We start from the raw sequence: 26810 nt of genomic DNA on the forward strand, positions 1-26810 counted from the left end.
GCGCTCTAAACTAAACTATAGGGCTATTTGATTGAAAAGCCTATGAATTACAGTAACGATATTGTCCGCGAAGTCGCAAGACGCAGGACTTTTGGCATTATTTCTCACCCTGATGCCGGTAAAACAACCCTGACAGAGAAACTCTTGATGTTCTCTGGAGCTATCCAATTGGCAGGAACTGTTAAAGCTCGTAAAAGTGGCAGACACGCCACTTCTGACTGGATGGAGATTGAAAAGCAGCGCGGCATTTCTGTGGCCAGCTCGGTGATGCAGTTTGAATACCGTGACCATGTGGTCAATCTTTTGGATACCCCAGGTCACCAAGACTTTTCTGAAGATACTTATCGCGTTTTAACCGCTGTCGACTCTGCATTGATGGTGATCGATGCCGCCAAGGGTGTTGAAGAGCAAACCATCAAGTTATTGAATGTTTGCCGCATGAGAAACACCCCCATCATCACGTTTGTGAACAAGATGGACCGCGAAACCAGAGACCCAATGGAATTGCTGGATGAACTTGAATCTGTCTTGAAGATTGAGTGCGCGCCAGTCACTTGGCCAATCGGCATGGGTAAAAATTTCCGTGGTGTTTATCACCTCATCAATGATGAGATTCTGTTGTTTGCCGCTGGTAACGATCGTGCGGATCAAGAGTTTCAAGTGATGAAGGGTATTGATAATCCAAAGCTTCATGAAATGTTCCCTGATGAAATGGCACAACTCAAAATGGAAGTGGAGTTGGTGCAGGGTGCATCGCATCCATTTGATTTAGAGCGTTTCTTGGGTGGTTTACAGACCCCCGTATTCTTTGGTTCAGCCATCAATAACTTTGGTGTTCGAGAAATCCTCAACGCACTTCTAGATTGGGCCCCAGGTCCGCGAGAGCGCAGTGCAACGGTCAGATCTGTTGATCCAAGAGAAGATAAGTTCAGTGGCTTTGTGTTCAAGATCCAGGCCAACATGGACCCTGCTCATCGAGACCGCATCGCATTTTTACGCGTTTGTTCAGGCAAGTTTGAGCGCGGTATGAAAATCAATCACCTACGCATCAACCGTGAAGTGAAAGTATCGAACGTCGTGACTTTCATGGCCTCTAGTCGTGAGCAGGTTGAGGAAGCCTACGCTGGTGACATCATTGGTTTGCCGAATCACGGCAATATGCAAATTGGCGACAGCTTTTCTGAAGGTGAAGTTTTACAGTACACCGGCATTCCATACTTTGCCCCAGACTTTTTCAGAGTTGCCCGCATTCGCAATCCAATGAAGATCAAGCAGCTTCAAAAGGGTCTTCAGCAATTGGGCGAAGAGGGTGCTGTGCAGGTATTCAAACCATTGAACAGCAGTGATCTGATTCTTGGTGCTGTGGGCGCCTTGCAGTTTGAAGTGGTCGCCAGTCGTTTAATGAACGAATATGGCGTTGATGCTGTTTTTGATACAGCCAGCATCAACTGCGCACGTTGGGTGACTTGTGAAGATAAAAAAATGATGAGTGATTTTCAGAACTCATCAGCAGGTCATCAACTGGCTTTAGATGCTGCAGATAATTTGGCTTATTTGGCGAACTCTGCTGTGAACTTAAGAGTTACTCAAGAGCGTTGGCCTCAAATTGTGTTCCATGAGACCAGGGAGCATGCCAGCAAGCTTTCTTGATGGCGAAAATCTTATGACTAATCTCAGCAGCGCACATTGATTATTCAAGTTACCATTGATCATGCCTAAAACATCTGCTTCCGATTCTTTACCAGTCGTCATCATTGGCGCTGGTTTGGCGGGCTTAACCGTTGCCCTGGAGCTGGCTGAGTCTCGTCAAGTCATCATCATGGCCAAGCGCGGTTTATCAGAATCAGCCACTGCTTGGGCGCAGGGTGGCATCGTTGGGGTTTTAGATCAGCAAGACAGTGTGGATGCTCATGTAAAAGACACCGTCGAAGCTGGTGCTGGCTTGGTAGTTGAATCCACCGCTAGATACATTGCTGAAAGAAGTGCCGACGCAATCGATTGGTTGGTTGATCAGGGCGTGCCCTTCACAACCGATCCACAGGGCCCCAAGGGCCTTCATTTGACCCGAGAGGGTGGTCACAGTCATCGTCGCATTGCTCATGCCGCAGATGCCACAGGTAAAGCGATTCATGAGGTCTTGTTAGATAAAGCGAGAGCGCATCCAAATATTCAATTGTTAGAGCGATGGATGGCTTTGGACTTGATCACCAACCGACACCTTAAAGACAAACAGTTAAAAAAATCTGAGCGCTGTTACGGTGTCTATGCTCTCAACATCTCTAGTGGAAAAATTGAAGCAATCCCTGCATCTGCAGTTGTATTGGCCACTGGTGGTGTGGGTAAGGTTTATCGCTACACCAGCAATCCAGAAACTGCGACCGGTGACGGTATTGCCATGGCTTGGCGCGCAGGATGTCGCGTGGGCAATATGGAATTTGTTCAGTTTCATCCCACATGTTTGTACCACCCGCAAGATAGAACCTTTTTGATCACTGAAGCTCTTCGAGGTGAGGGTGCGCAATTAAAGCTCCCCGATGGCACTCGTTTCATGCCCAACCATGACGAGCGAGCTGAACTTGCCCCAAGAGATATTGTGGCTCGTGCGATTGACTTTGAAATGAAGCGCTTGGGCTTGGATTATGTTTTGCTTGATGCCACTCACTTAGGTGAGGCCTTTTTGAAAGAGCATTTCCCAACGATCCACGCTCGTTGTGCTGCATTGGGCATTGATATCGCCAAGCAGGCTATTCCAGTGGTGCCTGCTGCGCATTACACCTGTGGTGGTGTTGTCACTGACTTAGAAGGTAAAACTGATTTACCAGGTTTATATGCGGTTGGTGAGGCCACATACACAGGCCTGCATGGTGCCAATCGTTTAGCGAGTAATTCATTATTAGAGTGTGTGGTGATTGGTAAATCAGCCGCAGCAGAAATCAAACAACATCCGCTAAAAGAAATGCCAGAAGTTCCGGATTGGGATGAAAGTCGAGTAGAAGATGCGGATGAAACAGTGGTCATTGCTCACAACTGGGATGAGCTGCGTCTTTTGATGTGGAACTACGTAGGCATCGTTAGAACCAACCGTCGCTTAGAAAGGGCTTTGCATCGCATTGAATTACTTCAAAGTGAAGTGCAAGAGTATTACGCGAACTTCAGAGTGACACGAGATTTATTAGAATTAAGAAACTTATTGAGTTGCGCTGAACTGATCGTGCGTTCTGCATTGATGCGCAAGGAGAGTCGTGGTTTGCATTACAGCCGTGATTACCCTCAAAGCTGGACTGTTTCTTATCCAACCATCCTCACGCCCATCAATAGACAGTCATAAGCATTGGTTGGCGCCAGCAATAAGCTAATTGGTACCAGCTAAAGTTATTGAACTCTCAAAGAGAAGTCGACAGCGATCACGTCTTTGGTCAATTTGCCAATAGAAATGCGATCCACACCCGTTGCCGCGATGGCTTTCAATTGATCAAGGCTCACACCCCCCGATGCTTCCAATAAGGCGGTGCCCTTGGTAAAAGCCACAGCTTCTCTCATTTGATCAAGGCTGAAGTTATCAATCAAAATACTTTTAGCACCAGCCGAAAGAGCTTCTTGAAGTTCTGTCATATTTTCAACTTCAACTTGGATATCAACTCCTGAGTTCAGGGCTTGTGCTGCTTTCATGGCAGCGCTGATGCCACCGGCTGCAGCGATGTGATTTTCTTTGATCAAGATGCCATGCCATAAAGCCAAGCGTTGATTTTTGCCACCGCCCACAGTCACTGCATATTTTTGAGCTTGGCGTAATCCAGGAATTGTTTTTCTGGTATCCAAAACAGCGCAGCCATGGCTGTTAGGGCTTGCACCCTCGATGGCTTTCACATGTTGTTTGGTGATTGAAGCAGTCCAAGAGAGAGTCTGTAAAAAATTAATGGCAGGGCGCTCTGCTGATAAAAGAGCTCTTGGTTTGGCGGTGATTTCGCAAACAGTGGTGTCGGCTTTCATTAAATCACCCTCGGCGTATTTCCAGGTGATGGTGGCTGAGTGATCAAGTTTTTTTAAGCATCCTTCGAACCAAGCTCTTCCGCAAAGAACGGCTTCTTGACGAACAATCAAATTGGCGTGAACGAGACCAGAATCAGGAACCAGCATCGCTGTCCAATCACCTGTGCCAATATCTTCTAAGAGAGCATCATTGATATTGCGTTCACGAGCTTGTTCGAGTGATTCGTTGTGATCAAACATAAAAATATCTTTAAAAAGATGAATCAAAAAAGACTAAATGAAAATAAGAAAAAAGTGATTAAGCTGCGCCGATATTTTTAACAAAGCCATGTTGAGCTTTTGCTAACAACTCAGGGTGGTTTGTTGTGAAAGACAACATTTTCTCAATACAAACTTGAGCATCAGATCGAATACTTTCATCAATCAAAATTTCACCAGACTGATTTGTTAGGCAACTCAGAATGCCCTCAAGACCATTCATGGCCATCCAAGGGCAGTGAGCGCAACTCTTGCAAGTAGCGCTGTTGCCGGCGGTAGGAGCTTCGATCAAGATTTTTTCAGGGGCTAACTGGCGCATGCGATGCAGAATGCCTTTGTCTGTAGCAACGATGTATTCCTTGGCACTACCTTCAACCACTGCTTTGATCATGGCAGAAGTGGATCCAACCACATCCGCTAAATCAACCACATGGGCTGGCGATTCTGGGTGCACTAACACCATGGCATCCGGATGTTTTTTGATGAGGGTTTCAAGCTCGATTGCTTTGAACTCATCATGCACGATGCAATGACCTTCCCAAAGCAACATATCAGCTCCGGTTTGATCTTGTATATAGCGACCCAAGTGACGATCGGGAGCCCACAATATCTTTTTACCCTGCTGGTGCAGTTCATGAACAATCGCTAGGGCACAAGAGCTGGTCACCATCCAATCAGCCCTGGCTTTTACTGCTGCACTTGTGTTGGCATACACCACCACTTCGCGATCGGGATGTGCATCGCAGAACTGATTGAAGTCTTCTGCAGGACAACCCAAATCAAGAGAACAGGTGGCATCTAAATCTGGCATCAACACTGTTTTTTCTGGGCTCAAAATCTTGGCGCTTTCACCCATGAACTTCACACCCGCCACAATCAATTTTTTTGCCGCGTGGTTTTTACCAAAACGAGCCATTTCTAATGAATCAGCTACAAAGCCACCCGTTTCCCAAGCAAGGTCTTGGATATCCCCATCAACGTAGTAATGCGCCACAAGCACCGCGTTTTGCTTGATGAGTTCAGACTTAATCTTTTGAATAACTTGCGCTTTTTCTTCCCCAGGCAGTGCTCTAGGTACTTTCGCCCATGCTTGCGCGATGCAGGTCGCACCAGACCCGTCTTGCTTTGGATAATCGAATAATTCTTTGTTCATGTATGAATATTAAGGCAATTTTCTTAAGTGAACCTGAAACTAACTGATTCAAGGGTTCAAAATCATCCCATGGGTATAAAAACATTTAGAATGAATGCATAACGGAGATAAATATGTTCGGCAAACGTAAAACATCCTTGTTGCTACCCACCAATGAACGTTTTGATACTTTGATTGGTAAAACATCAGAAATCTATGGCCGCATGGTCGTTGGTGAGAGCCTGCGCATCGATGGCAAAGTGGTTGGCAATATTGAAAGTGAAGAAAATTCAAAAGTCACTGTGGCTGTCGGCGAAGACGGTGAAGTGATCGGTGATATTTTTGCTTATCGCGTCATGATCGCTGGCAAGGTAGAAGGTAATATCTACGCAACTGAGCGTGTTGAGTTTCATCAAACTGCTCAAGTGCGTGGTGATGTCACTTATGGCTCGATCGGCATTGAGCACGGTGCGCGTGTGATTGGTTTGGTGATTCAGGGTGTGGATAAAAAATCAGCTAATCAAGCATCGGATGTGATTCGTGCCGTGCAAGAGCGTCGTTAAGCAATAAAAAATAAAAACTGAAATATAAAAATTGTAAAAATTCAGATCTAAGGCCTCAATAAGTAAAAAAGCTCACATCAGTGAGCTTTTTTACTTATTGAGGTGCTAATCACTTGCGCTTTAAATCGCCCTTGATAGTGCCGCCTCGTTGAATTGTGATGCTTGTGTAGTTCAGCGTGCCATCAACAGTCGCACGTCCACCGATCACCAAGTCACGACAGCTCACTGTTCCAGAAAGCTTGCCTTTAACGTTGATGCTGTCCGCAGTAACTGTTCCATCCACAAAGCCACCAGCACCAATCAATAATGTTTGAACTGATAGATTACCTTTGAATGTGCCATCCACTGTGATCGAGCCACCTGATTTCATGTCACCCGTGAACTCAAAACCTTCACTGATGATGGATGGTTTTAGAGAAACACTTGAAGTTTGAGTGCCGGACTCAAAATTCTCATTCCCTTCAACCGCTTCACTTGAAATAGACTCTTCTGATGAAAATTCAGAATTTTCATTCTCTGTTTTTTTACTAAACATATTCATATCCTAGAAAATGCTTAAGAAGCGCTATAACCGTTGGCTGATTTTGCGAGGTTACCTTGTAAATCACCACCTTTTTCAATCTCAATTTCAGTGTATTGAACCGTGCCAATCACCTTACCTGTAGAGCGAATAAACAAAGACTTATTAGCCGTTAGGTTTTCATGGATTTCACCGCGTACATCGACCACGTCCGCAGTTACTTTGCCTTTAAGAACGCCTGTGCTGCCAACCAAAATCTCGCGAGCAGTGAGTTCACCTTCAATGGTTCCTGAAATGGAAGCAATGTCAGGAACTACAAAATTGCCAGTTAATTTAACGCCTTCGCCAACAGTTAAGCAGCCGTTTTGATTGTTATCAGCCATAAAAACCCCTAAAAATTCGATTTAATCATCATACCTGCTAAATTTTACAGCGAATAGCCATTCCACAAGGTAGAATCCGCACCCGGAGGGAAAATTATGCAAAGAGTGATGTTGCGTGCCAAATTACACCGTGTAACGGTGACTGAGGCCGATTTAGAGTACGAAGGTTCATGCGGTATTGATGAAGATCTATTAGACGCGGCTGATATGCGTGAATTCGAGCGCATTGAGCTTTACAACATCAATAATGGCGAACGCTTCTCAACCTACATCATCAAAGCAGCTCGTGGCTCTGGCGCTATTTCCTTGAATGGCGCTGCTGCACGCAAGGCTCATGTGGGTGACTTATTGATCATCTGTACTTATGGCCCAATGTCTGAGGCAGATGCCAAAACATTTATCCCGAAAGTTATCTTGGTAAATGACAAGAACAAAATCAAAGAAATTAAGAAAATCACCATTTAATAGTTCTGGTGATTAAAAGTAGTTTGGTAATAAAAAGCAAAAAGGCAGCCATGGCTGCCTTTTGACTTATTGAAACTTTAAAAACTCTTTAAAAAGGCATCTTTACATCTGGCTTGATGCCCAAGAACACTTGTTTGAATTCAGCTTGGATTCTTTCAATGGCCTCCTGACTATCGGCTTCAAAACGCATCACCACGATCGGCGTGGTGTTTGATGGGCGAGCCAAGCCAAAGCCATCTGCGTATTCAACTCTCACGCCATCAATGGTGTTGATGGATTCAGAGCTTGGGAACAATGTGTTCGTGCCCAAGGATTTACCTTCGGCCACTTTTTCCTTGATCTTGTCGAGCAAGATAAAAGGCTCACCTTCTGCGCACGGCATTTGTAGCTCAGGCGTACAGATCGCATTAGGAAGTCCTTCCAAGGTGGCATTGAGATCTTTTTCACCACTCAGAATTTCTAGAAGACGTGCGCCCGTGTAAAGACCATCATCAAAACCATACCAGCGGTCTTTGAAGAAAATGTGACCACTCATTTCGCCTGCAAGAGGAGCACCTGTTTCTTTTAGTTTTGCTTTGACCAGTGAGTGACCTGTTTTCCACATCAATGGTTCGCCACCGGCTTGCTTGATATAGGTGGCTAGATTGCGCGTGCACTTCACGTCGTAAATAATTTGTGCGCCAGGATTACGACCAAGAACATCTTTGGCAAATAACATCATCTGACGATCCGGGAATATCACCTCACCACTTTTTGTCACAACCCCTAAACGATCTGCATCACCATCAAAGGCAAGACCGATTTCGTTATCAGTATTTTTAAGATTTTTAATCAAATCTTGTAGGTTTCCCAAATGAGCTGGATCAGGATGGTGATTTGGGAAAGTTCCATCAACTTCGCAAAACAATTCTTCAACTTCACAACCAAGGGCTCTGAATAGTTTTCCAGCAAATGCACCACCAACACCATTGCCGCAATCAACAGCGATCTTGATTTTTCTCTGAAGCTTCACATCGCCAACAATGCGCGCTAAATACTCAGGAAAGATATCGTATTCAGAACGCTTGCCCAAGCCAGTTGCAAACTGCTTGGCAATGATGCGCTCACGCAAGGCCTGTATTTGTTCGCCATAAATGGCAGAACTGCCTAAAACCATTTTAAAGCCGTTGTAGTCCGGTGGATTGTGACTACCTGTGATCATGATTCCAGACTTGGCTTGCTGACCATTGATCTTGATGTTGGTGCCGAAGTAAACCATGGGCGTTGCCACAACGCCTAAATCAATCACGTCCACACCAACAGATAAAAGACCTTCTGTGAGACCTGCCATCAGGGCTGGACCAGACAATCGACCATCACGGCCCACCACACAAACTGTTTCACCAATCTCGCGCATCGCACTGCCAAAAGATTGGCCAATCAGTTTGGCAACGCTTGGGTCTAACGTTTTATCGATGACACCACGAATGTCATAGGCTTTAAAAATTGAAGGAGATAGTTCCATGAGCTCTCTACTGATTTAGGAGTTGGGCGTTAAGAATTAAGAGTTGAGCCACTTGATGCGAGCAGCCGTGATTTCATCAATGCCATCCAATGATGGGTTGTCACCTTTGAGCGCCGCTTGAATCGGTTTGGCTAATTTTTTACCTAGTTCAACCCCTGGTTGATCAAAGCTATTGAGACCCCAAATGGCCCCTAAGCAAAGTGCACGATGTTCATAGAGCGCTAACAAAGCACCTAAGTAATAAGCATCGAGTTTCGGTAGCCAAATCAAGTTGCTTGGACGACCACCAGGACAAGAGTCATAAGCGAACTCTTCTTCGGATCCATTGGCCAAAGCTTGCGCCTGGGCCAAACAGTTAGCAATCAAAGATTGATGATGTTCTTTGGCTTCAGGTAAATCGCTCATCGCTTGTTTGATTGCGATGAAGTCCACTGGGATGATTTGTGTACCCTGGTGAAGCATTTGGAAATAGCTGTGCTGAGAATTGCTGCCAGCACTTCCGAACACCACGGGTGATGTTGGGTCACATGATTCGCCGTTGACAGTCACGCTCTTGCCATGACTTTCCATTTCTAATTGCTGTAACCACTCAGGTAAAAATCTGAGGCCATGGGCGTAGGGAACAATCGCTTTAGCAGTGATGCCATGTTTGCGTTGATTGTGAATCAAAGTCAATGCCAAGGTTAGTGGCATGTTTTCTTTTGCTGGAGCATTCACAAAATGCTGATCCATCGCAAAAGCACCAGCTAAAAATTGTTTGTAGGTAGCAAAGCCAAACTTGATGGCAATCGGGAAGCCAACGGCTGACCACACTGAGAAGCGACCACCGACCCAATCCCAAAATGGATAAATATTCTCTGGGGCAATGCCAAAAGCTTCAGCAGCTTCTGGGTTTGCAGTAATACCAATCAAACACTTCTTGAGTTGAGATGCATTGACATTGTTCAGCTTTAACCAATTGATGACCGTTTGAGCATTTCTCATGGTCTCAAGGGTGGTAAAAGTTTTGGATGTGATCAGAACTCTGGTGCTGCGAGGTTGAGCTTTTGACAAAGTGGTGGCTAATTCAGCGCTGTCGACGTTTGCCACAAAATGCAAACGAATCGCTTTACCCAGATTTGGATTCACTTGATACAGCGCGTCGCACACCAAGCGCGGACCCCAATCTGAACCACCAATACCGATGCAAATCACATCGGTGATGCCGATCAATTGATTACAAAACCCTTCCATCCTTTGCCAAACTGCTTTAACTTGGGGCATGACATCTTCACCATCCACCATCATGGGCTGGTCTGATAAGTTTCGAAGAGCTGGGTGAAGGGCGGAACGGCCTTCTGATTGATTAACGGCACCGCCCGAAAAGATCGCATCGCGCTTTTCAAAAACACCACGGCTTGCTGCCAACTCAAACAATTGCTGCCATTCGGCATCAGTGATTTGTTGGTAGGCGGTATCTAGAGCAAGGTCTACAGCGCTAATTAATTTAGACATTTATTGATTTTAACAAGTTTCAGAGCCCATAAAATGAAAAAAAATGGCGCTTGGTTTCAGATACCTTATAATCACCGCTGTTTTGGAAGCTTGGCAGAGTGGTTGAATGCAGCAGTCTTGAAAACTGCCGAGGATGCGAGTCCTCCGTGAGTTCGAATCTCACAGCTTCCGCCAGACCCGAAAGCCCCCTCGTTGAAAAGCCAGGGGGCTTTTTTATGTCTATTTATTCTTGTCTTTGATATTTGTGGCTTATCGCTTACTTCAAAAACAACATCTGCAAATCATTCAGGTACTGAATACCTAATGCTGATGCTTTCAAAGTGCTGGGGTCTTCATCTAACAAACCTTTTTTCAAGGCTTGTTGAATCGGGCCATTGATAGCACTGATTTCCAAACCAGTTCTTTCTTTGAACTCATGGGTGGGCACACCATCAATCAACCTCAAAGTGTTGAGCATGTACTCAAAAGGTAGATCATCTTTGCCTAAGATGCGCTCTTCAATCAGTGCATGGCCTTGATTGAATATCTTTTGCATATAAGTATCTGGATGGCGCTCATTGGTTTGTCGGGCAATTTGGTTGTGAGCAGAAATCTTGCCGTGCGCCCCAGCACCAATGCCAATGTAATCACCAAACTTCCAGTAATTCATATTGTGTTGGCAACGATTGCCATTTTTGGCATATGCAGAAATTTCATAACGCTCATACCCGGCACCATTCAGCTTTTCCATCAAGGCATCGAGCATCTCAAACGCGCTGTCATCATCAGGAATGGCCGGTGGGTATTTCGCAAACAATGTATTGGGTTCAAGCGTTAAGTGATAAAGAGACAGGTGCTGCGTTTTAAATGCCAAGGCTTGCTCTAGATCTTGAATGGCCTCATCCAGAGTTTGATTGGGCAAGGCATACATCAAATCAAGATTGACCTGATCAAAGAGTTCCATGGCTGCATGGATGGCGGCCTTGGCTTGAGCTGAGTCATGGATGCGGCCCAATGCTTTGAGCTTCTCATCATTGAAGCTTTGAATGCCGAGTGAAATACGGTTGATGCCACTTTGAGCATAGCTTTTGAATTTTTCAATTTCAAAAGTACCTGGGTTTGCTTCCATCGTGATTTCAGCGTCTGCATTCACTGGCAGAAGTGCGCGTATATCGGACAACAGTTGATCTAATCCCGCTGGAGAAAGAAGACTGGGTGTGCCGCCACCGATGAAAATTGAATGTATTCTGCGACCCCAAACTTTGAGAAGCGTGCTCTGTAAATCTAAACGCAGGGCCTCAAGATATCTTTTTTCATCAAAGCCTTGCTTGGCTTCGTTTGATTCGTTGGTCTGGTTGGTCTGATGAATCTCAATCACATTGCTCTTTGTATCTTTAGCTTCTTTGACATCTTTGATTTGATGAGAATTGAAGTCACAGTAAGGACATTTTTTAATGCACCATGGGATGTGAACGTAAAGAGATAAAGGGGGCAATGATGTCAGCATCGTTTAGTGTCAGCGTGACAGGCCAATTTTTTTGTTTAACTTTTTATTCAACTCTTGAACCAAGATATTCAGTGCTTGCCCACGATGACTGATTTGATTTTTCTCTTCAGCATTTAATTCAGCCGCTGTTTTACCAAGCGCTGGAATGAAGAACAAAGGATCGTAGCCAAAGCCATGTTCACCTTGTGGGGCCTCGAGGATTTCACCATGCCAGTGACCGACCGCGATCAGAGGCTCTGGATCATCCGCTGAATTGAGGAACACCAAGGTGCAAGTGAAGTGAGCGCTTCGTTGCTCGACCCCACTTAACTTTTTAATCAACAAAGCGTTGTTATCAGCATCTGAAGGATCTTTCTTTTGATCACTCAAAGCGAATCTGGCTGATAAGACTCCTGGCAAACCACCGAGTGCATCAACACAAATACCAGAGTCATCTGCAAGGGCGGGTAAACCACTCAGTTTGCTGGCATGCCTGGCTTTCGCAATGGCATTTTCAACAAAGCTTGGAAAGGGTTCTTCGCAGGATGGGATGCCCAGCAAACCCTGTGGCGTTACTTCAAAGCCAAGTGGGCTGAGTAAAGCGTTAAATTCTCTAACTTTTCCAGAATTGTTGGAAGCTAAGACAATTTTCTTCGAAGACATTATTTTTTTGCTAAAGCTTCTTTTTGAAGTTTCACCAATTCTTTGATGCCACTCTCAGCCAAGTTCAAAAGTTGATCCAGTTCTTTTCTAGAAAACGCTGGACCTTCGGCTGTTCCCTGAACTTCAATGATGCCACCTTGAGCAGTCATCACAACGTTCATGTCTGTGTCGCAAGCAGAGTCTTCGGCGTAATCCAAATCAAGCACAGGCGTGCCTTGATAAATGCCCACTGAAATAGCCGCCACATGATCTTTGATCGGATCTTGAGCAATGAGTTTCTTTTCTAATAGTTGATTGACGGCATCACGGGCGGCCACAAAAGCCCCAGTGATTGCTGCTGTTCTGGTGCCGCCATCGGCTTGAAGCACATCGCAATCCAAATGAATGGTTCTTTCACCCAGTAATTTGAGGTCAAACACGCTGCGCATGGAGCGGCCAATCAGGCGCTGAATTTCTTGGGTTCTACCACTTTGCTTGCCCTTAGCGGCTTCACGATCGCCCCTGGTATGGGTGGCCCTAGGCAACATGCCATATTCTGCGGTGACCCAACCCTCGCCGCTGCCTTTTTGGTGAGGGGGTACTTTTTCAAGGATGGACGCCGTGCAAAGCACGTGTGTATCGCCAAATTTCACCAATACAGAGCCTTCTGCGTGCTTGGTAAAGCCACGAATGATGGCAATTGGGCGAAGATTTTCGGCTTGGCGATTACTAGGGCGTTTGGATATTGTCATGTTAGGACTTTACAATGGATGAATGATAGAAAGTATGACCGGTTTTGGTAGTGCCTCCAGACAATTAGACCTGGGTGGCGGAGTCTATGCAACTGTAGCGGTTGAATGCCGTTCAGTAAATAGTCGTTTCCTAGATTTGAACATACGTTCACCTGAAGAGTGCCGTTCTGCAGAAATGTCTTTGCGCGAATTGGTCACCAAACAGTTGGGCCGTGGCAAGGTGGAGTTCCGCATCAATGTCCACCGTGAAACAGAGGCCTCGACTCAATCCACAGATTTATTAAATTCAGACAGTCTGAAAAGCCTCAAAGCGCTAGAAGCTGCTGTTTTGAAAGAAATGCCGAATGCGGGAAATATGCGCATGGGTGAGATTTTGCGTTGGCCAGGTGTGATCAATGAAAAGAATGTGGATGACGAACTCTGGCGCAAGCTGACTTTGGAAGCTGCCACAGAGGCTCTGACAGCTCTTAAGGGTAGTCGTCAGGGCGAAGGCAAGGCTCTGCTTGAAATCTTGATGGAGCGTGTGAATGGCATTCGTGCGATTGTTGAGCAATTAAAGCCATTGATTCCTCAAATCATTGCCGCACATCAAGCCAAGCTCACAGAGCGCTTGACTGAAATACTCACAGGCATTGATGCACAAGGTCAGGCTGTGGCAAAAAATGACGTTTCAGAACGTATCAAACAAGAAGTTATTTTGTATGGCGTTCGTATTGATGTGGCTGAAGAGCTTGAGCGTCTTAAAACACATTTGGACGCTGTTGAGTCAGCCCTTAAGAAGGGTGGACCGGTTGGCAAGCGTTTGGACTTCTTAATGCAAGAATTGAATCGTGAAGCCAATACGCTGGGATCTAAGTCAGTGTCTCAAGAAAGCAGTAATGCCTCGATTGAAGTCAAATTATTGATTGAGCAAATGCGTGAGCAGGTGCAAAATCTTGAGTAATGTTTTAACTGAGGTTTTAGAGGGCGTCTCATGACTTATACCGGTAGCATGTTGATGGTGGTTGCTCCTTCTGGGGCAGGCAAATCCTCCTTGGTCAATGCACTTCTCAAGCAAGATGCTGGTATTGGTTTATCTGTCTCGTTCACCACACGTGCCCCAAGGCCTGGTGAAGTGAATGGTCGTGAATACAATTTTCTCAGTGAAGCAGAATTTTTAGAGCGCAAAGAAGCCGGTGATTTTTTAGAGTGGGCCAAAGTGCACGGCAACTACTACGGCACATCCAAATCTTGGATTGAGTCTCAAATGAAAAATGGCAGAGATGTCATTTTAGAAATTGATTGGCAAGGAGCGCGTCAAGTTCAAGCCATCATTCCTGAAGCGATTTGGATTTTTATTTTGCCGCCATCAATACAGGCGCTAGAAGATCGCTTGAAACACCGTGCTCAAGATGATGAGGCCACCATTCAAAAACGCGTGGCTGCCGCCAAGGAAGAATTAACGCATGTGGCTGAAGCCAATTACTTGGTGATCAATGATGATTTTGAAACAGCCTTGGCTGAGTTAAATCATGTGGTTTTAGCGAGTCGTTTGCGCAAGAATTCTCAGTTGGCCAGACATCAAAAATTAGCTCAAGAGCTCGGTGCCACAAACAATCAAAAGTGAACTTTCTGTCACTTTTGCCCAAGTGAGTTATCCTTTAGGTATTCCTAGTACTTTTTGAGTTAAACACATGGCCCGTATTACTGTAGAAGATTGTTTGAAAACCATCCCAAATCGATTTGAATTGGTTCTAGCTGCTACCTATCGCGCTCGTCAATTAGCGCAAGGCCATGCTCCTAGAGTGAACGCTAAGGACAAGCCAACCGTGATTGCTTTGCGTGAAGTGGCTGCTGGCGTTACAGATCGAGACATGTTGGTTAAAGTACCTCTATAAGAGGTGACACGGTGGCGCCAAACCCAGATGCCCAAGGCATCCTAGCCGCCATCCTGGAGCAGTCAAGCCGGCATTTATTCGGACCCACATCCCAGCCGGCTCATCCCCCAAAGCCACAAGTTGTTTCTCTTGCCGGCCTTATCGAAAAAATCTCTCATTTAAAACCTGATGAAATTGCTTTGGTCAAAAAAGCATTTCAATATGCAGACTCTGCTCATCTAGGTCAATATCGCCAGAGTGGCGAGCCTTACATCACCCATCCTTTAGCCGTTGCCGAACTATGTGCTAGTTGGCGCTTAGATGCCCCATCCATCATGGCCGCCTTATTGCATGATGTGATTGAAGATACAGGCAGTACTCGCCAAGAGTTGGTAGAAATTTTCGGCGGCAAAGTGGCTGAATTGGTGGAAGGTTTAACCAAGTTAGACAAGCTTGAGTTCCAAAGTCAGGCAGAAGCGCAGGCTGAAAGCTTTAGAAAAATGTTCATGGCCATGGCCAGAGACGTTCGAGTGATTTTGGTGAAGTTGGCAGATCGTTTACACAATATGCGCACCCTGGATGCAACCACTTTGGCCAAGCGCAAAAGAGTCGCTCTTGAAACTGCAGAAATATATTCACCAATTGCTCACCGCCTTGGTTTGAATTTGGTTTACAGAGAGCTGCAAGATTTAAGCTTCAGACATTCATCACCATTCAGATATGCCACCTTGGATAAGGCAATTAAAAAAGCCAGGGGTAATCGCAAAGAAATGGTGAGTAAGATTTTGGATGCTGCGCGCATGACTTTGAGTAAGTCAGGTCTTGAGGCTGATTTGCGCGGTAGAGAAAAAACCTTGTACAGCATCTACATGAAGATGCGTCAAAAGCATTTGAGCTTCTCTCAAGTCTTGGATGTTTACGCTTTCCGTGTCACCGTCAAATCAATTGATGAGTGTTACCGAGCGCTGGGCGTCTTGCACGCCTTGTATAAGCCAATGCCTGGCAAGTTCAAAGATTACATTGCCATCCCTAAGCTCAATGGCTATCAATCACTGCACACCACTTTGGTGGGCCCTTTTGGTATGCCGGTGGAGTTTCAGATTCGTACCCAAGACATGCACCGCGTGGCAGAAGAGGGCGTTGCTGCACATTGGGCCTACAAAGATGGTGATGACCATCTCACTGAAATGCAAACCAGAGCTCATCAATGGTTGCAATCATTGGTGGATATTCAAGACAACAGTGGCGACTCTCAAGAATTCTTGGAACACGTCAAAATCGATTTATTCCCAGATGCAGTTTACGTGTTCACGCCTAAAGGACAAATCAGAGCCTTGCCAAGGGGCGCCACAGCATTGGATTTCGCCTATGCTGTGCACAGTGACTTAGGTAACGAGTGTGTTGGTGCCAAAGTGAACGGCGTGCAGTTGCCATTAAGAACAGAGTTAAAGAACGGCGACATCATCGAAATCAGCTCAACGCCTAATTCACAACCGAATCCTGTTTGGCTCACATTTGTTAAAACTGGCAAAGCTCGTGCAGCGATTCGTCATCACCTCAAAACCAGACGTTACTCAGAGGCAATTCAGTTGGGTGAGCGCTTGTTGTCTCAAGCGCTGCGTCAGCAAGGTGGTGATGCAGCTCTGGTCACAGATGATATTTGGGAAAAGCTCTTGCATTGGACCGGCAGTAAAGGTCGTGAAGAATTGTGTGCTGACATTGCCATGGGTCATCGCGTTCCTGCGGTGATGGCAAAAAGAATTGAAATGATCATTCGAGAGAGCAAGGGCCATTCGGAACAAATGCGCTTGGACACTGCTGAGTGGGAGACCTCATCTGATGATGTTCCTGAGCACAAGCAAGCCATCATGATTGATGGCAATGCCGGTGAGTCAGTGTCTTTCCCTGCTTGCTGTCATGCAATTCCTGGTGACAACATCTTGGGTTACCTTGGTAAAGGTGAGGGCTTACAAATTCACACGCATGAATGTCGCCAAGCTCAAAGATTGCATCACCGTGATCCAGATCATTGGGTCGATGTGATTTGGGCAGAAGATATTCAAAGAAGTTTTGATGTGGCGATTCGTGTGGATGTCAAAAATGCCAAAGGTGTTTTAGCTCGCATTGCTGGCACATTGACATCGGCTGATGCCAATATTGCTCACGTGGCAATGGATGATCGCTTCAGTGAATCTGCTGTGGGTATTCGCTTTGTGATTCAGGTGGAAAGCCGTTATCACTTGGCCAAGGTCATGCGTCGCTTAAGACAGAATCAAGACGTTCTAAAAATCACTCGAGTTTTTGGTAAGTAACTTTTAAGATATCAAGCTCTTTCAAACCTTCAGGCGTTTGTAAATTAACTGTGTCGCCTTCTCTTGCTTTGATGAAGGCTTTGGCAATCGGTGAAATCCAACTGACATGATTTTTCTCCATGTCGACTTCATCAACACCCACAATCGCAATGGTGGTTTCTTGACCAGTTTCATCTGCATAACAAACCGTTGCTCCAAAGAAGATTTGGTCAGTTTTATCTCTTGCCTCAGGATCAACCACCAAGACATCTTCTAAGCGCTTGGTCAGAAAATAAATACGACGGTCGATTTCACGTAAACGCTTTTTACCGTACTGATAATCACCATTTTCAGAGCGATCACCATTCGAGGCAGCCCATGAAACAATTTTGACAATTTCTGGGCGTTCTTCATCCAAGAGATGCAAAAGTTCATCTTTCATGCGCTGGTGACCAGCAGGAGTTATGTAGTTTTTGATTTCCATGGCATAATGTCGGTCTTAATGCGGCTGTAGCTCAGTTGGATAGAGTACTTGGCTACGAACCAAGGGGTCGTGGGTTCAATTCCTGCCAGCCGCACCAAAACAGAAGGGCCTAGTGTAAAGCTAGGCCCTTTTTCATTCAAGCTGCTTCATTCTCCCAATGAGAGCCCAAGCTGCGTCTCAAAACACAAGGTCTAAAAAATTACCTACAAAACACCTACAAAGTATCTTTTTCATCAATTGTTGGGTACCTGTATGGCGATGTTGATTTGGCTTTGAATGCCCCTGTAACTGTGTTTAAATATCTCCCGAATATAAATTATTGAAATAAGAATTGATAAGCATTGAATTTAAAAATGCATTCAATTGGGTTGGGGCATGTGTCACGAAATTACCAGGACATGTCTTTGAGGGAGAGTTGGTTTGCTACGTTCTGTTTTCATCATTGCGCTTGTGAGCGTTTTCATGCCATTCATGGCCCATGCGCAGTCATTCCCGCAAAAACAGATTCGTTTGATCGTGCCATTCGCACCTGGTGGCAGCACAGATATCATCGCACGCGCCATTGCCGAACCTTTGAGTAAAGTTCTTGGTCAACCTGTTGTTGTTGAAAATAAAGCGGGCGCTGGTGGATCCATCGGTGCATTGGATATCGTGAGGGGCGGTAAGGATGGGCATGTGATTGGCATCGCGACAGTCTCAACCACTGCTTCAAGTCCAGCGATCAATAAAAAAATTGGTTACGACCCGATCAAAGATTTTCAGGCTATTACTAACATCGCAGCAACACCCAATGTGATTGCTGTGTATCCAAAATTCAGCGCTAAAGATTACAAATCATTTTTAGAGTTAATTAAAAAGAATCCTGGTAAGTACAGTTATTCAACTTCAGGCTCCGGCGGCATTGGTCATTTACAAACTGAATTATTTAAAAGTTTGACTGGTGCTCAAATGATTCATGTGCCTTATCGCGGAGCTGGACCAGCTTTGGTCGATACGGTTTCAGGAAAAGTACCCATCATTTACGATAATTTGCCATCAGCTTATCCTTTTATTAAAGATGGTCGTTTGCTGCCATTGGTTGTGGCTGCTCCAAAAAGATTGAGTAGCTTGCCTCATGTGCCAACATTTGCAGAAGTAGGTTTGACTCCAGTGAATCGCATGGCTTTCTATGGTTTGATCGGTCCAGCTGGTATGTCAAGAGAAGCTGTGGAAAAGATTCACGCAGGAGTGATCAAAGTTCTACAAGATCCTGCAGTGAGAAAGCGCATTGAAGACACTGGGTCGATCATTGTGGCCAATAGTCCAGAACAGTTCGCAGCAGAAATCAAAGCTGAATATGACATCTACCGCGATATTGTTGCCAAGCTTGGTCTCACATTGAATTAATTCTCATCAAGCTCAGTCATCTGCCCTTGAGTGGCTATTAGATGACCTTGATCAATCTGGGGTATTGCAAGCTTGCACACTTTTAGTGAACAACCACTATCCTAGTGCCTAAATCACTAATTGGCTGATATTGAGTTGCAATGAATCTTCCCCGTTCTTTCAGATCTATTGAGTTTGCTTGGCTTTTAGCCGCCTTGGTTGTTTCCGTGGCGTCTTTGAGCAGCGTGGCTTATTTGGCAGATCGCATGCAAAGAGCGTTTGAGAGAGATGCCAAGCAATTGATTGCATCAGATGCTTTGATTCAGAGTGATCAGCCCTTACCAATCCTTTTTGAACAAGAGGCTGCCAAACAAGGGTTGCTAACGGCCAAGACCACGGTGTTCCCCACGATGTCATCCGTTGGCTCGAATACCCGCCTAGTGGCTTTAAAAGCAGTCACAGAGGCATACCCGCTGAGGGGGAGTATCAAGATCTCTAAAGATGCTCTAGACATCAAGGGCGCAAGCGCACGTGCAACACCATCGCCAGGGTCCGTGTGGGTAGAGCCTGCTCTATTGGCAGGTCTTTCTGCAAAGTTGGGAGATCGCATCACCTTGGGGTCAAGCAGTTTTGTGATTGAAGCTTTGTTAACTCAAGAGCTAGATAAGGGTGCTGGTTTCTTAAACTTTGCACCACGGGTCATGATGCGTGACGATGAGTTATCTAAAACTCAGCTGATTGGTTTTGGTAGTCGGGTGACTTATCGATTCTTGATTGCTGGTCAAGAACCAACGGTCAATGCATTTTTGTCGTGGGCTCAAAAAGAAATCGATGCCAAGCAATTAAGGGGTATCAAAATTGAAGGGGTTGATAACAGTCAACCCTTGATGAGAGCAACACTCGATCGCGCTGAAAAGTTTTTATCACTGGTGGCCATTTTGACGGCCATGGTCGCTGCTGTGGCAATGGCTTTAGCAGCCAAACGCTACACCAGCAAGCAAGCCAATCCAACAGCAATTTGGAAATGCTTGGGCGCTAACAAGCGCCAAGTGTTGCTTGAGCACTTCAAAGCCAGCATGGTGATTGCGCTTTTGGGTGGAGCCATAGGTGCATTCTTAGGATGGATCGGTCATCAAGGCTTGCTTTTCTTCTTGGGTGATTTGTTGGTGGCTGATTTGCCATCAGCATCCATCTGGCCATTGATCTGGTCTTTACTGGTGGCAGTGGTTTTGTTGATCGGATTTGTTTGGCCGCCATTACTGTATTTGAGTGATATCTCACCACTCAAAGTGATTCGTCGTGATATCTCAGTCAGGCATCCCGCCTCTTGGCTGTTGATGTTTTTCGGATTGATTAGTTTCTTCGTGTTGCTCTTGAGTGTTGCTAAAGATGTCAAATTAGCTGTTTTAACTTTGGGCGGTTTTTCATTGGCAGCCGGCGTCTTTATTTTGGTCTCTTGGTTGTTGATCAAATTGACTGCCAAGATGGCAGAGCATTCATGGTTAGGTCAGCACGTTGTGCAACGATTTGTTTGGCAGTCTTTATCCAGACGCTCTTTGTTCACTGGTTTACAAATAGCATCATTAGCGATTGCCATCATGGCGCTATTGCTCTTGGCTGTGGTCAGACAAGATTTGATGAGTGCATGGAAAGGCAGTTCTCCGCCGGATGCACCCAATCGATTTTTGATCAATATCCAGCCAGAACAAAAATCAGCCATTGAGCAAAAATTATTGAACGCTGACATTAAGAAAATTGTCTTGTATCCCATGGTGCGCGGTCGTTTAACGCACATCAATGATCAAGTGGTGTTGCCGCAAGATTTTGCAGATTCACGCGCGCAACGTTTGGTGGATAGAGAATTCAATCTTTCATACGCCGCAGACTTACCAGATAAAAATAAAGTGACCGCAGGAACTTGGCATGGCAACACGCGCATGCCAGAAGTATCGATTGAAAAAGGTTTGGCTAAAACGCTGTCTTTAAAGTTAGGTGACAGCTTAGTCTTTGATATCGCAGGTATACCTGTGAAGGCAAAGGTCACCTCCATCAGAGAACTTGATTGGGGCAGCATGCGCGTTAACTTCTTTGCGATCTTGCCACCGCATCTTCTCAGTGAAATGCCTCAAACTTGGATCACGGCCTATAAGCAAGGACCTCTGGTGCCACAAGTGTTGCCTTTGGATATTTCTGTCGTGGCGCAATTTCCTAATGTGACGGTTGTGGATGTGGAGTCTGCTTTAAATCAAGTACAGGATGTATTGAATAAATTATCAGCAGCTGTGGAATTACTTTTTGGCTTCACGGTGATTGCTGGCATCTTGGTATTAGCCGCTGCTTTGGCATCGACTCAAGATGAGCGTCTCAAGGATGCAGGTTTACTCAAAACCTTGGGGGCCAGTCATGCTCAAATCAGGCGTGCTTTTTATACCGAGTTGACTGTGATTGGTTTTATTTCAGGGCTCTTGGCTTCCTTGGGCGCCATTGGTGTGGGTTGGGCTTTGGCCACCCATGTCTTTGAATTCAATTTACCAATTCCATGGATCGTGATTGTTTATGGTGTTGTGTTTGGTGTTTCTGCCTGCGTATTGGGTGGTCTGTGGTTACAGAGAAAGATTTCTCATACGTCGGCATCAGAAGTGCTCAGAAGTCTTTAATCAAGAATAAAATAAAGATATGTCACAAGAACAAACCACTTATGAGTTAATTGGCGGAGCTGAGAAGCTACGTGAGTTAGTCGATCGTTTTTACGACCTGATGGATCTAGAAGAAAATTATCAGGGGATACGACTCATGCATCCTGCTGATTCAACTTCATCGAGAGAAAAGTTGTTCATGTTCTTGAGTGGTTGGATGGGTGGCCCAGATTTATTTGTTCAGCAATACGGACACCCAAGACTCAAAGCCAGACATTTGCCATTCTCAATTGGTATTTCTGAAAGAGATCAGTGGTTGCAGTGCATGCGTCAAGCGATGAAAGACGTTGGCATCAATGGCATTCTATTTGAACGCCTGATGCAATCATTCTTTACTACTGCTGACTGGATGAGGAATCGTGCTGGGTAATTGAACCAGGCGAGTACCAGACCAGCGGTCAGGAATCGATTGGCGATTCTTTCTATCCAAGATGGCTGATAGCGGCCACAAAAATAAAGTAATTGAAAAGAAAATAATTGAAACTGATCCACCCATGCTGGCCGATGGATTCATTTTGATATTGATGAAGAGTAATAAGGCGGCAGGTATCAACCACAGTGAACCTATCGCAAAGCGCATCAATGCTTGCGAACGTTTCATGATGGCACCATCTTCACTCACCAACTGAATGCGCCAAGTTTGCATCGCGAGCGTTTGCCCTGTTTTGGTCCAGTACCACATGAAGTAAAAAGCCAAGACAAGGTACATGTGAGCCATCAAAATGGCAGGGGGTGCTGTGACCTCAAACAAAACCCCGATGATCAAGTGCGGCACCAAAAAGGTAAACGCCAAGACGCCAAACAAAACCAACATCTCATAAAGATTCAAGGCAATGCGACGTTTGATCGTCGGTACTGGCAGCGACTTTAAGTAACTTGCGGGAAGGGGGATGAACTGATTGGATTCTTTCACAAACGCTATTTTAGCGTTGGTGAAGTGACTGCGCTTGGTTTGCTTGTTTGAGCTCTTTTTTGCGCCAATAACTTTTTATCTTCAGCCGATAGTTGCTGATAACTTTCCCAGGCAGCTGCTTTTTTCTCAGGTGAAATATTGATGATGCGCAGGTAGTTATCTCTGGCACGCTGGCGCTCATGCGTCGATAAACTAGCCCACTCTGACATGCGAGACTGCAAGGTACTTTTTTCGGTATCAGACATTGATGGATAGCGATTCGCCACATCCACCCATTTTTTTTGACGAGCAACAGTGAGGCTCGACCAATCTTCCTCAAGCGGTGCCAAAATCAAGCGTTGATCCTCATTGAGTGCTGACCAGTTTTGCGCATTAGCCACCACGGGGTAAGCTAAAAGAATAAAAACAAAAACAGTGATGTGTGAAATTAGGCAACGGCTTAAACAGATATACCGATTTTGGCATTTCATGTTTGTGAAGGATTTAAAGAAAGATGAAAAAGACATGATCAGATCTTTTCTTCTTCCTCATCTTCTGCAACAGCCAAATCTTTGCCATTGGTGATCAGGTATCGAACAAAGCCATCATCCTTGTAGGCATGTGGTGGAACAACGTCGACCAAAATAGCGCTATCAACCTTGGCGATATCTAAGATGCGCTCATCTTGTTGCCAATTCGAAATCAAAACAATGCCAAAAGCCAAAGCCAAGATGGGGGCGGCACCAAATGCACCCCATGCACGGTTGCGCCAATCCGAGCCTGTTGAGTTTGAGTTTTTAAAACTCTCTCTGACCCAGTTGTGTGACCAGAATGGTTTGCGTTCTTCTAATTTTGCTGCCAAAGCCAGTTTTCTGGCATTTTCAAGACGATTTGAGATGTGTGCTGGCAGATTTGCAGCACCTTCATTGAGTAAATCGCGGGTAAGTAGAGCCACCTGCAACTCTTGGTTGCCATCGACTTGAGGGGTTTGATAGTGCTTACTCACAATTTAAATCCTTGTTTTTTAAGGGCTTTCGCCAAAAAAGAGCATGCTCGAGAGCAGTGTGTCTTCACGCTACCCTCTGAGCAAGCCATTAATTTGGCTGTTTCAGAAATGCCCAGATCATCCCAATAACGCATGAGGAAGGCTTCGCGTTGACGTGAAGGTAGTTTTGAAATCTCATTTTCGATGATTTTGATCACTTGTTGACGCTCTAAAATCGTCGCGCCATCCTCAAAACCTAGATTTTCTTCTGAAGAATCAAGGAACTCGAGAGGATCTGAGTAATCAGAGTCATCCAAATTATCTTTATTGCCACCCCTCATGGATGAGAAGAGGCTGACCCAGATATTTTGGGTTTTTTGACGTCGGAACCAGTCCAAGGTCGTATTTTGAAGAATTCGGGTGTAAATCAAGGGCAGTTCTGCAGCATCGCGGTCGCCATACTTCTCAGCCAGTTTCATCATGCTGTCTTGCACGATATCCAAGGCTGCATCCTCGTCCCGCGTAGAGAATACGGTACGTTTGAAGGATTTTGCCTCGACTCCTTTGAGGAAGTCGGACAGTTCTTTTGCAGAAGCCATGACCTCTATTAGACAACGCTTCACAAACCCACCCCTAATAAGGCTTTATAGGCTAAAATCCTAGGTTCGACTTGCCGGACCTTTCATAAGATGGTTTTTTCCCGGATTTAAGCGACCGCCACTCGAACCCGAGCCATAAGCACGGAGCCAGAGTAGCCCAAACAATTTTTTGCCGAAAATTGCAAAGGACTATAGAAAATGAATGCAAATAACAACAGCGCGGAACTTTTGAACCCTGCTAGTAACAATCAAAACCAAGACGGCCCAGAAATGATTGGCGCCGAAATTTTGGTCCATGCCCTTCATGCTGAAGGTGTGGAATATGTCTGGGGTTACCCAGGCGGTTCAGTTTTATTTATTTACGACGAGATCTTCAAACAAGATAAGTTTGAACATATCTTGGTGCGTCATGAGCAAGCAGCTGTTCACGCTGCTGATGGCTATGCGCGTGCCACAGGTAATGTCGGCGTTGCATTGGTGACCTCAGGTCCTGGTGTGACCAATGCTGTGACTGGCATTGCGACTGCCTACATGGATTCAATCCCAATGGTGATCATCACTGGTAACGTGCCTACGGCTGCGATCGGTGAAGACGCGTTCCAAGAGTGCGACACCGTTGGTATCACTCGTCCAATCGTTAAACATAATTTCTTGGTCAAAGATCCTGCGGATCTTGCTTTGACTTTGAAAAAAGCTTTTCACATTGCCAGAACTGGTCGCCCAGGTCCGGTGGTGGTGGATATTCCTAAAGACGTGTCTTTCCAAAAAGCACGCTTTAACTATCCAGATGAATTGAACATGCGTTCATACAACCCTGTGAACAAAGGTCACAGTGGTCAGATTCGCAAAGCGATCAGTTTGTTGCTAGAAGCGGAGCGTCCATACATCTACACAGGTGGTGGCGTGATTCTTTCAGATGCAGCACCTGAGCTTAAGCAATTTGCTGACTTGCTTGGTTACCCTGTGACCAATACCTTGATGGGCTTGGGTGGATTCCCTGGCACAGACCCACGTTTCTTGGGTATGTTGGGTATGCACGGCACGTATGAAGCCAATATGACCATGCAGCATTGCGATGTATTGATCGCGATCGGCGCTCGTTTTGATGACCGCGTGATTGGTAACCCTGCGCACTTTTCGAGTGTGCCTAGAAAAATCATTCACATCGATATCGACCCTTCAGTGATTTCAAAGCGCGTGAAAGTAGACGTGCCTATCGTGGGCGATCTCAAAGAAGTATTGGTTGAGATGTCTGCCATGATCAAGGCCGCTGGTCCATTGAAGAACAAAGCTAAGTTGGATGCTTGGTGGTCACAAATCAATGAGTGGCGCAAAAAAGATTGCTTGAGCTTTGACCGTGATTCTGAAATTGTGAAGCCACAGTACGTGGTTGAAAAAATTTGGGAACTCACCAAAGGTGATGCCTTCGTTTGTTCAGACGTTGGTCAGCATCAAATGTGGGCTGCGCAATTCTACAAATTTGATAAGCCACGTCGTTGGATCAACTCTGGCGGTCTTGGCACCATGGGTGTTGGCTTGCCATACGCTATGGGCATCAAAAAAGCATTCCCTGACAATGAAGTCGTCACCATCACTGGTGAAGGTTCTATTCAGATGTGTATTCAAGAGTTATCAACTTGCAAACAATACGACACACCCATCAAGATTGTTTCTTTGAACAATCGCTATTTGGGCATGGTTCGTCAATGGCAAGAGTTAACTTATAACAAGCGTTATTCAAGTTCATACATGGATTCATTGCCTGACTTTGTTAAGTTGGCTGAGTCGTATGGTCACGTGGGTATGCGCATTGAGAAGAAATCTGATGTTGAGCCAGCACTTCGTGAAGCATTCAAAATGAAAGATCGAACTGTGTTCATGGATTTCCAAACAGACCCAACAGAAAACGTTTGGCCGATGGTTCAAGCTGGTAAAGGCATTACTGAAATGCTTTTAGGAAGCGAGGAACTATGATGCGCCATATTATTTCTATTCTTTTAGAGAACGAGCCAGGTGCGTTGTCACGCGTGGTCGGTTTATTTTCTGCTCGCGGATACAACATTGAAACATTAACAGTGGCTCCTACAGAAGATCCATCTTTGTCACGCATGACGATTGTGACAGTGGGTTCTGAAGACGTCATTGAGCAAATTACCAAGCACTTGAATCGCCTTGTTGAGGTGGTGAAGGTGATTGATTTGACCGATGGTCCTCACATTGAGCGTGAGCTCATGTTGATCAAGGTCAGAGCTGTTGGTAAGGAGCGCGAAGAGATGAAACGCATTACGGACATTTTCCGCGGTCGTATCATTGATGTCAGCGATAAGTCTTACACCATCGAGCTGACTGGAGACAGCAGTAAATTAGATGCATTCATTGAGGCTACAGACCGCAGTGCCATTTTGGAAACAGTTCGAACTGGTTGCTCTGGTGTTGGTCGCGGTGAGCGTATCTTGAAGGTATAACTTTTTAAC

27 protein-coding genes and 2 tRNA genes are annotated in these 26810 nt (G+C 45.4%); 15 read left to right on the forward strand and 14 right to left on the reverse strand.

Translation table 11 applies throughout. The features are described from left to right. Positions 1-42: 42 nt before the first annotated feature. Positions 43-1650 carry a peptide chain release factor 3 gene (locus ICE88_RS06230; RefSeq protein ID WP_089516397.1) on the forward strand — a complete coding sequence of 536 codons (1608 nt, stop codon included), beginning with the start codon at positions 43-45 and terminating at the stop codon, positions 1648-1650. A gap of 61 nt (positions 1651-1711) precedes the next feature. Beyond that, positions 1712-3328 carry an L-aspartate oxidase gene (gene nadB / locus ICE88_RS06235; protein WP_216250645.1) on the forward strand — a complete coding sequence of 539 codons (1617 nt, stop codon included), beginning with the start codon at positions 1712-1714 and terminating at the stop codon, positions 3326-3328. A 44-nt stretch (positions 3329-3372) separates the two neighbouring features. On the opposite strand, the gene nadC is transcribed toward nadB, so the two are convergent. Continuing rightward, positions 3373-4230 carry a carboxylating nicotinate-nucleotide diphosphorylase gene (gene nadC, locus ICE88_RS06240; protein WP_216250647.1) on the reverse strand — a complete coding sequence of 286 codons (858 nt, stop codon included), beginning with the start codon at positions 4228-4230 and terminating at the stop codon, positions 3373-3375. A 58-nt stretch (positions 4231-4288) separates the two neighbouring features. After that, a complete protein-coding gene (gene nadA, locus ICE88_RS06245; RefSeq protein ID WP_216250649.1) occupies positions 4289-5401 on the reverse strand; it encodes a quinolinate synthase NadA in 1113 nt (370 codons plus the stop codon). A gap of 113 nt (positions 5402-5514) precedes the next feature. On the opposite strand from nadA, the gene ICE88_RS06250 reads away from it, so the two are divergent. Continuing rightward, positions 5515-5943: a polymer-forming cytoskeletal protein gene (locus tag ICE88_RS06250; protein ID WP_215290123.1), complete on the forward strand. Its 429-nt coding sequence runs from the start codon at positions 5515-5517 to the stop codon at positions 5941-5943. A gap of 109 nt (positions 5944-6052) precedes the next feature. On the opposite strand, the gene ICE88_RS06255 is transcribed toward ICE88_RS06250, so the two are convergent. After that, positions 6053-6478, reverse strand: a complete 426-nt coding sequence (locus ICE88_RS06255) for a polymer-forming cytoskeletal protein (protein WP_216250652.1) — start codon at positions 6476-6478, stop codon at positions 6053-6055. 20 nt (positions 6479-6498) lie between these two features. Next, entirely contained in the window at positions 6499-6846 is a 348-nt protein-coding gene (locus ICE88_RS06260) for a polymer-forming cytoskeletal protein (protein WP_216250654.1), read from the reverse strand. 96 nt (positions 6847-6942) lie between these two features. Between ICE88_RS06260 and panD the strand changes: the two genes are divergently transcribed. After that, positions 6943-7311, forward strand: coding sequence for an aspartate 1-decarboxylase (gene panD, locus ICE88_RS06265; protein ID WP_216250657.1), 369 nt, complete (start codon positions 6943-6945; stop codon positions 7309-7311). A gap of 88 nt (positions 7312-7399) precedes the next feature. Here the strand turns inward: panD and ICE88_RS06270 are convergent, their stop codons facing one another. Continuing rightward, positions 7400-8815 carry a phosphomannomutase/phosphoglucomutase gene (locus ICE88_RS06270; protein WP_216250660.1) on the reverse strand — a complete coding sequence of 472 codons (1416 nt, stop codon included), beginning with the start codon at positions 8813-8815 and terminating at the stop codon, positions 7400-7402. Between the two features lie 36 nt (positions 8816-8851). After that, positions 8852-10309, reverse strand: a complete 1458-nt coding sequence (gene pgi, locus ICE88_RS06275) for a glucose-6-phosphate isomerase (protein ID WP_216250663.1) — start codon at positions 10307-10309, stop codon at positions 8852-8854. 84 nt (positions 10310-10393) lie between these two features. Between pgi and ICE88_RS06280 the strand changes: the two genes are divergently transcribed. Continuing rightward, a tRNA-Ser gene (locus tag ICE88_RS06280) sits at positions 10394-10483 on the forward strand. Between the two features lie 82 nt (positions 10484-10565). Here ICE88_RS06280 and hemW read toward each other — a convergent pair. The 3 genes from hemW to rph are packed head-to-tail and all read right to left on the reverse strand — an operon-like array spanning position 10566 to position 13168. Continuing rightward, a complete protein-coding gene (gene hemW, locus ICE88_RS06285; RefSeq protein ID WP_216250665.1) occupies positions 10566-11795 on the reverse strand; it encodes a radical SAM family heme chaperone HemW in 1230 nt (409 codons plus the stop codon). Between the two features lie 9 nt (positions 11796-11804). Then, on the reverse strand, positions 11805-12437 hold the full coding sequence (gene rdgB, locus ICE88_RS06290; protein WP_216250670.1) for an RdgB/HAM1 family non-canonical purine NTP pyrophosphatase: 633 nt from the start codon (positions 12435-12437) through the stop codon (positions 11805-11807). Then, a complete protein-coding gene (gene rph / locus ICE88_RS06295; RefSeq protein WP_216250672.1) occupies positions 12437-13168 on the reverse strand; it encodes a ribonuclease PH in 732 nt (243 codons plus the stop codon). The genes rdgB and rph overlap by 1 nt, the downstream gene beginning before the upstream one ends. 22 nt (positions 13169-13190) lie before the next feature. Between rph and ICE88_RS06300 the strand changes: the two genes are divergently transcribed. The 4 genes from ICE88_RS06300 (at position 13191) to ICE88_RS06315 (ending at position 17336) form a co-directional block, all read left to right on the forward strand. After that, positions 13191-14111: a YicC/YloC family endoribonuclease gene (locus ICE88_RS06300; protein WP_216250674.1), complete on the forward strand. Its 921-nt coding sequence runs from the start codon at positions 13191-13193 to the stop codon at positions 14109-14111. Between the two features lie 30 nt (positions 14112-14141). Then, complete coding sequence (gene gmk / locus ICE88_RS06305) at positions 14142-14774, forward strand: guanylate kinase (protein ID WP_216250677.1); 633 nt, start codon at positions 14142-14144, stop codon at positions 14772-14774. Between the two features lie 67 nt (positions 14775-14841). Next, positions 14842-15045, forward strand: a complete 204-nt coding sequence (gene rpoZ, locus ICE88_RS06310; RefSeq protein WP_088813555.1) for a DNA-directed RNA polymerase subunit omega — start codon at positions 14842-14844, stop codon at positions 15043-15045. Beyond that, positions 15042-17336, forward strand: coding sequence for a RelA/SpoT family protein (locus tag ICE88_RS06315; protein ID WP_216251907.1), 2295 nt, complete (start codon positions 15042-15044; stop codon positions 17334-17336). The genes rpoZ and ICE88_RS06315 overlap by 4 nt, the downstream gene beginning before the upstream one ends. On the opposite strand, the gene greB is transcribed toward ICE88_RS06315, so the two are convergent. After that, complete coding sequence (greB, locus tag ICE88_RS06320; RefSeq protein WP_216250680.1) at positions 17314-17799, reverse strand: transcription elongation factor GreB; 486 nt, start codon at positions 17797-17799, stop codon at positions 17314-17316. The two genes, ICE88_RS06315 and greB, sit on opposite strands and share 23 nt — an antisense overlap. Before the next feature lie 20 nt (positions 17800-17819). Here greB and ICE88_RS06325 point away from each other — a divergent pair. The 4 genes from ICE88_RS06325 to ICE88_RS06340 all read left to right on the forward strand — a co-directional run bounded on the left by ICE88_RS06325 (position 17820) and on the right by ICE88_RS06340 (position 22230). Continuing rightward, positions 17820-17896: transfer RNA gene (locus tag ICE88_RS06325), tRNA-Arg, on the forward strand. 365 nt (positions 17897-18261) lie between these two features. Then, a complete protein-coding gene (locus ICE88_RS06330; RefSeq protein ID WP_216251911.1) occupies positions 18262-19185 on the forward strand; it encodes a tripartite tricarboxylate transporter substrate binding protein BugE in 924 nt (307 codons plus the stop codon). Between the two features lie 140 nt (positions 19186-19325). Beyond that, positions 19326-21821 (forward strand): ABC transporter permease, encoded by a 2496-nt coding sequence (locus ICE88_RS06335; RefSeq protein WP_216250685.1) that lies wholly within the window; start codon positions 19326-19328, stop codon positions 21819-21821. Between the two features lie 19 nt (positions 21822-21840). Then, a complete protein-coding gene (locus ICE88_RS06340) occupies positions 21841-22230 on the forward strand; it encodes a group II truncated hemoglobin (RefSeq protein ID WP_216250688.1) in 390 nt (129 codons plus the stop codon). Here ICE88_RS06340 and ICE88_RS06345 read toward each other — a convergent pair. The 4 genes from ICE88_RS06345 to ICE88_RS06360 are packed head-to-tail and all read right to left on the reverse strand — an operon-like array spanning position 22186 to position 24336. Next, complete coding sequence (locus tag ICE88_RS06345; RefSeq protein ID WP_370624434.1) at positions 22186-22773, reverse strand: RDD family protein; 588 nt, start codon at positions 22771-22773, stop codon at positions 22186-22188. The two genes, ICE88_RS06340 and ICE88_RS06345, sit on opposite strands and share 45 nt — an antisense overlap. Positions 22774-22778: 5 nt before the next feature. Then, on the reverse strand, positions 22779-23279 hold the full coding sequence (locus ICE88_RS06350; protein WP_216250691.1) for a DUF3106 domain-containing protein: 501 nt from the start codon (positions 23277-23279) through the stop codon (positions 22779-22781). A gap of 2 nt (positions 23280-23281) precedes the next feature. Beyond that, on the reverse strand, positions 23282-23758 hold the full coding sequence (locus tag ICE88_RS06355; RefSeq protein ID WP_216250693.1) for a DUF3619 family protein: 477 nt from the start codon (positions 23756-23758) through the stop codon (positions 23282-23284). After that, a complete protein-coding gene (locus ICE88_RS06360) occupies positions 23755-24336 on the reverse strand; it encodes an RNA polymerase sigma factor (RefSeq protein ID WP_216251918.1) in 582 nt (193 codons plus the stop codon). The genes ICE88_RS06355 and ICE88_RS06360 overlap by 4 nt, the downstream gene beginning before the upstream one ends. A 198-nt stretch (positions 24337-24534) precedes the next feature. Between ICE88_RS06360 and ICE88_RS06365 the strand changes: the two genes are divergently transcribed. Further along, positions 24535-26310 (forward strand): acetolactate synthase 3 catalytic subunit, encoded by a 1776-nt coding sequence (locus ICE88_RS06365; protein ID WP_216250695.1) that lies wholly within the window; start codon positions 24535-24537, stop codon positions 26308-26310. After that, complete coding sequence (gene ilvN / locus ICE88_RS06370; protein WP_089516373.1) at positions 26310-26801, forward strand: acetolactate synthase small subunit; 492 nt, start codon at positions 26310-26312, stop codon at positions 26799-26801. The genes ICE88_RS06365 and ilvN overlap by 1 nt, the downstream gene beginning before the upstream one ends. Positions 26802-26810 lie beyond the last annotated feature (9 nt).

It is taken from the genome of Polynucleobacter sp. AM-26B4 (assembly GCF_018882285.1).
In the GTDB taxonomy this organism is placed as follows: Bacteria; Pseudomonadota; Gammaproteobacteria; order Burkholderiales; family Burkholderiaceae; genus Polynucleobacter.

Bases quoted from the DNA above. Each gene is read 5' to 3' on its own strand.
- ICE88_RS06230 (WP_089516397.1), top strand. From the start codon at position 43: ATGAATTACAGTAACGATATTGTCCGCGAAGTCGCAAGACGCAGGACT.
- nadB (WP_216250645.1), top strand. From the start codon at position 1,712: ATGCCTAAAACATCTGCTTCCGATTCTTTACCAGTCGTCATCATTGGC.
- nadC (WP_216250647.1), bottom strand. From the start codon at position 4,230: ATGTTTGATCACAACGAATCACTCGAACAAGCTCGTGAACGCAATATC.
- nadA (WP_216250649.1), bottom strand. From the start codon at position 5,401: ATGAACAAAGAATTATTCGATTATCCAAAGCAAGACGGGTCTGGTGCG.
- ICE88_RS06250 (WP_215290123.1), top strand. From the start codon at position 5,515: ATGTTCGGCAAACGTAAAACATCCTTGTTGCTACCCACCAATGAACGT.
- ICE88_RS06255 (WP_216250652.1), bottom strand. From the start codon at position 6,478: ATGTTTAGTAAAAAAACAGAGAATGAAAATTCTGAATTTTCATCAGAA.
- ICE88_RS06260 (WP_216250654.1), bottom strand. From the start codon at position 6,846: ATGGCTGATAACAATCAAAACGGCTGCTTAACTGTTGGCGAAGGCGTT.
- panD (WP_216250657.1), top strand. From the start codon at position 6,943: ATGCAAAGAGTGATGTTGCGTGCCAAATTACACCGTGTAACGGTGACT.
- ICE88_RS06270 (WP_216250660.1), bottom strand. From the start codon at position 8,815: ATGGAACTATCTCCTTCAATTTTTAAAGCCTATGACATTCGTGGTGTC.
- pgi (WP_216250663.1), bottom strand. From the start codon at position 10,309: ATGTCTAAATTAATTAGCGCTGTAGACCTTGCTCTAGATACCGCCTAC.
- hemW (WP_216250665.1), bottom strand. From the start codon at position 11,795: ATGCTGACATCATTGCCCCCTTTATCTCTTTACGTTCACATCCCATGG.
- rdgB (WP_216250670.1), bottom strand. From the start codon at position 12,437: ATGTCTTCGAAGAAAATTGTCTTAGCTTCCAACAATTCTGGAAAAGTT.
- rph (WP_216250672.1), bottom strand. From the start codon at position 13,168: ATGACAATATCCAAACGCCCTAGTAATCGCCAAGCCGAAAATCTTCGC.
- ICE88_RS06300 (WP_216250674.1), top strand. From the start codon at position 13,191: ATGATAGAAAGTATGACCGGTTTTGGTAGTGCCTCCAGACAATTAGAC.
- gmk (WP_216250677.1), top strand. From the start codon at position 14,142: ATGACTTATACCGGTAGCATGTTGATGGTGGTTGCTCCTTCTGGGGCA.
- rpoZ (WP_088813555.1), top strand. From the start codon at position 14,842: ATGGCCCGTATTACTGTAGAAGATTGTTTGAAAACCATCCCAAATCGA.
- greB (WP_216250680.1), bottom strand. From the start codon at position 17,799: ATGGAAATCAAAAACTACATAACTCCTGCTGGTCACCAGCGCATGAAA.
- ICE88_RS06330 (WP_216251911.1), top strand. From the start codon at position 18,262: ATGCCATTCATGGCCCATGCGCAGTCATTCCCGCAAAAACAGATTCGT.
- ICE88_RS06335 (WP_216250685.1), top strand. From the start codon at position 19,326: ATGAATCTTCCCCGTTCTTTCAGATCTATTGAGTTTGCTTGGCTTTTA.
- ICE88_RS06340 (WP_216250688.1), top strand. From the start codon at position 21,841: ATGTCACAAGAACAAACCACTTATGAGTTAATTGGCGGAGCTGAGAAG.
- ICE88_RS06350 (WP_216250691.1), bottom strand. From the start codon at position 23,279: ATGTCTTTTTCATCTTTCTTTAAATCCTTCACAAACATGAAATGCCAA.
- ICE88_RS06360 (WP_216251918.1), bottom strand. From the start codon at position 24,336: ATGGCTTCTGCAAAAGAACTGTCCGACTTCCTCAAAGGAGTCGAGGCA.
- ICE88_RS06365 (WP_216250695.1), top strand. From the start codon at position 24,535: ATGAATGCAAATAACAACAGCGCGGAACTTTTGAACCCTGCTAGTAAC.
- ilvN (WP_089516373.1), top strand. From the start codon at position 26,310: ATGCGCCATATTATTTCTATTCTTTTAGAGAACGAGCCAGGTGCGTTG.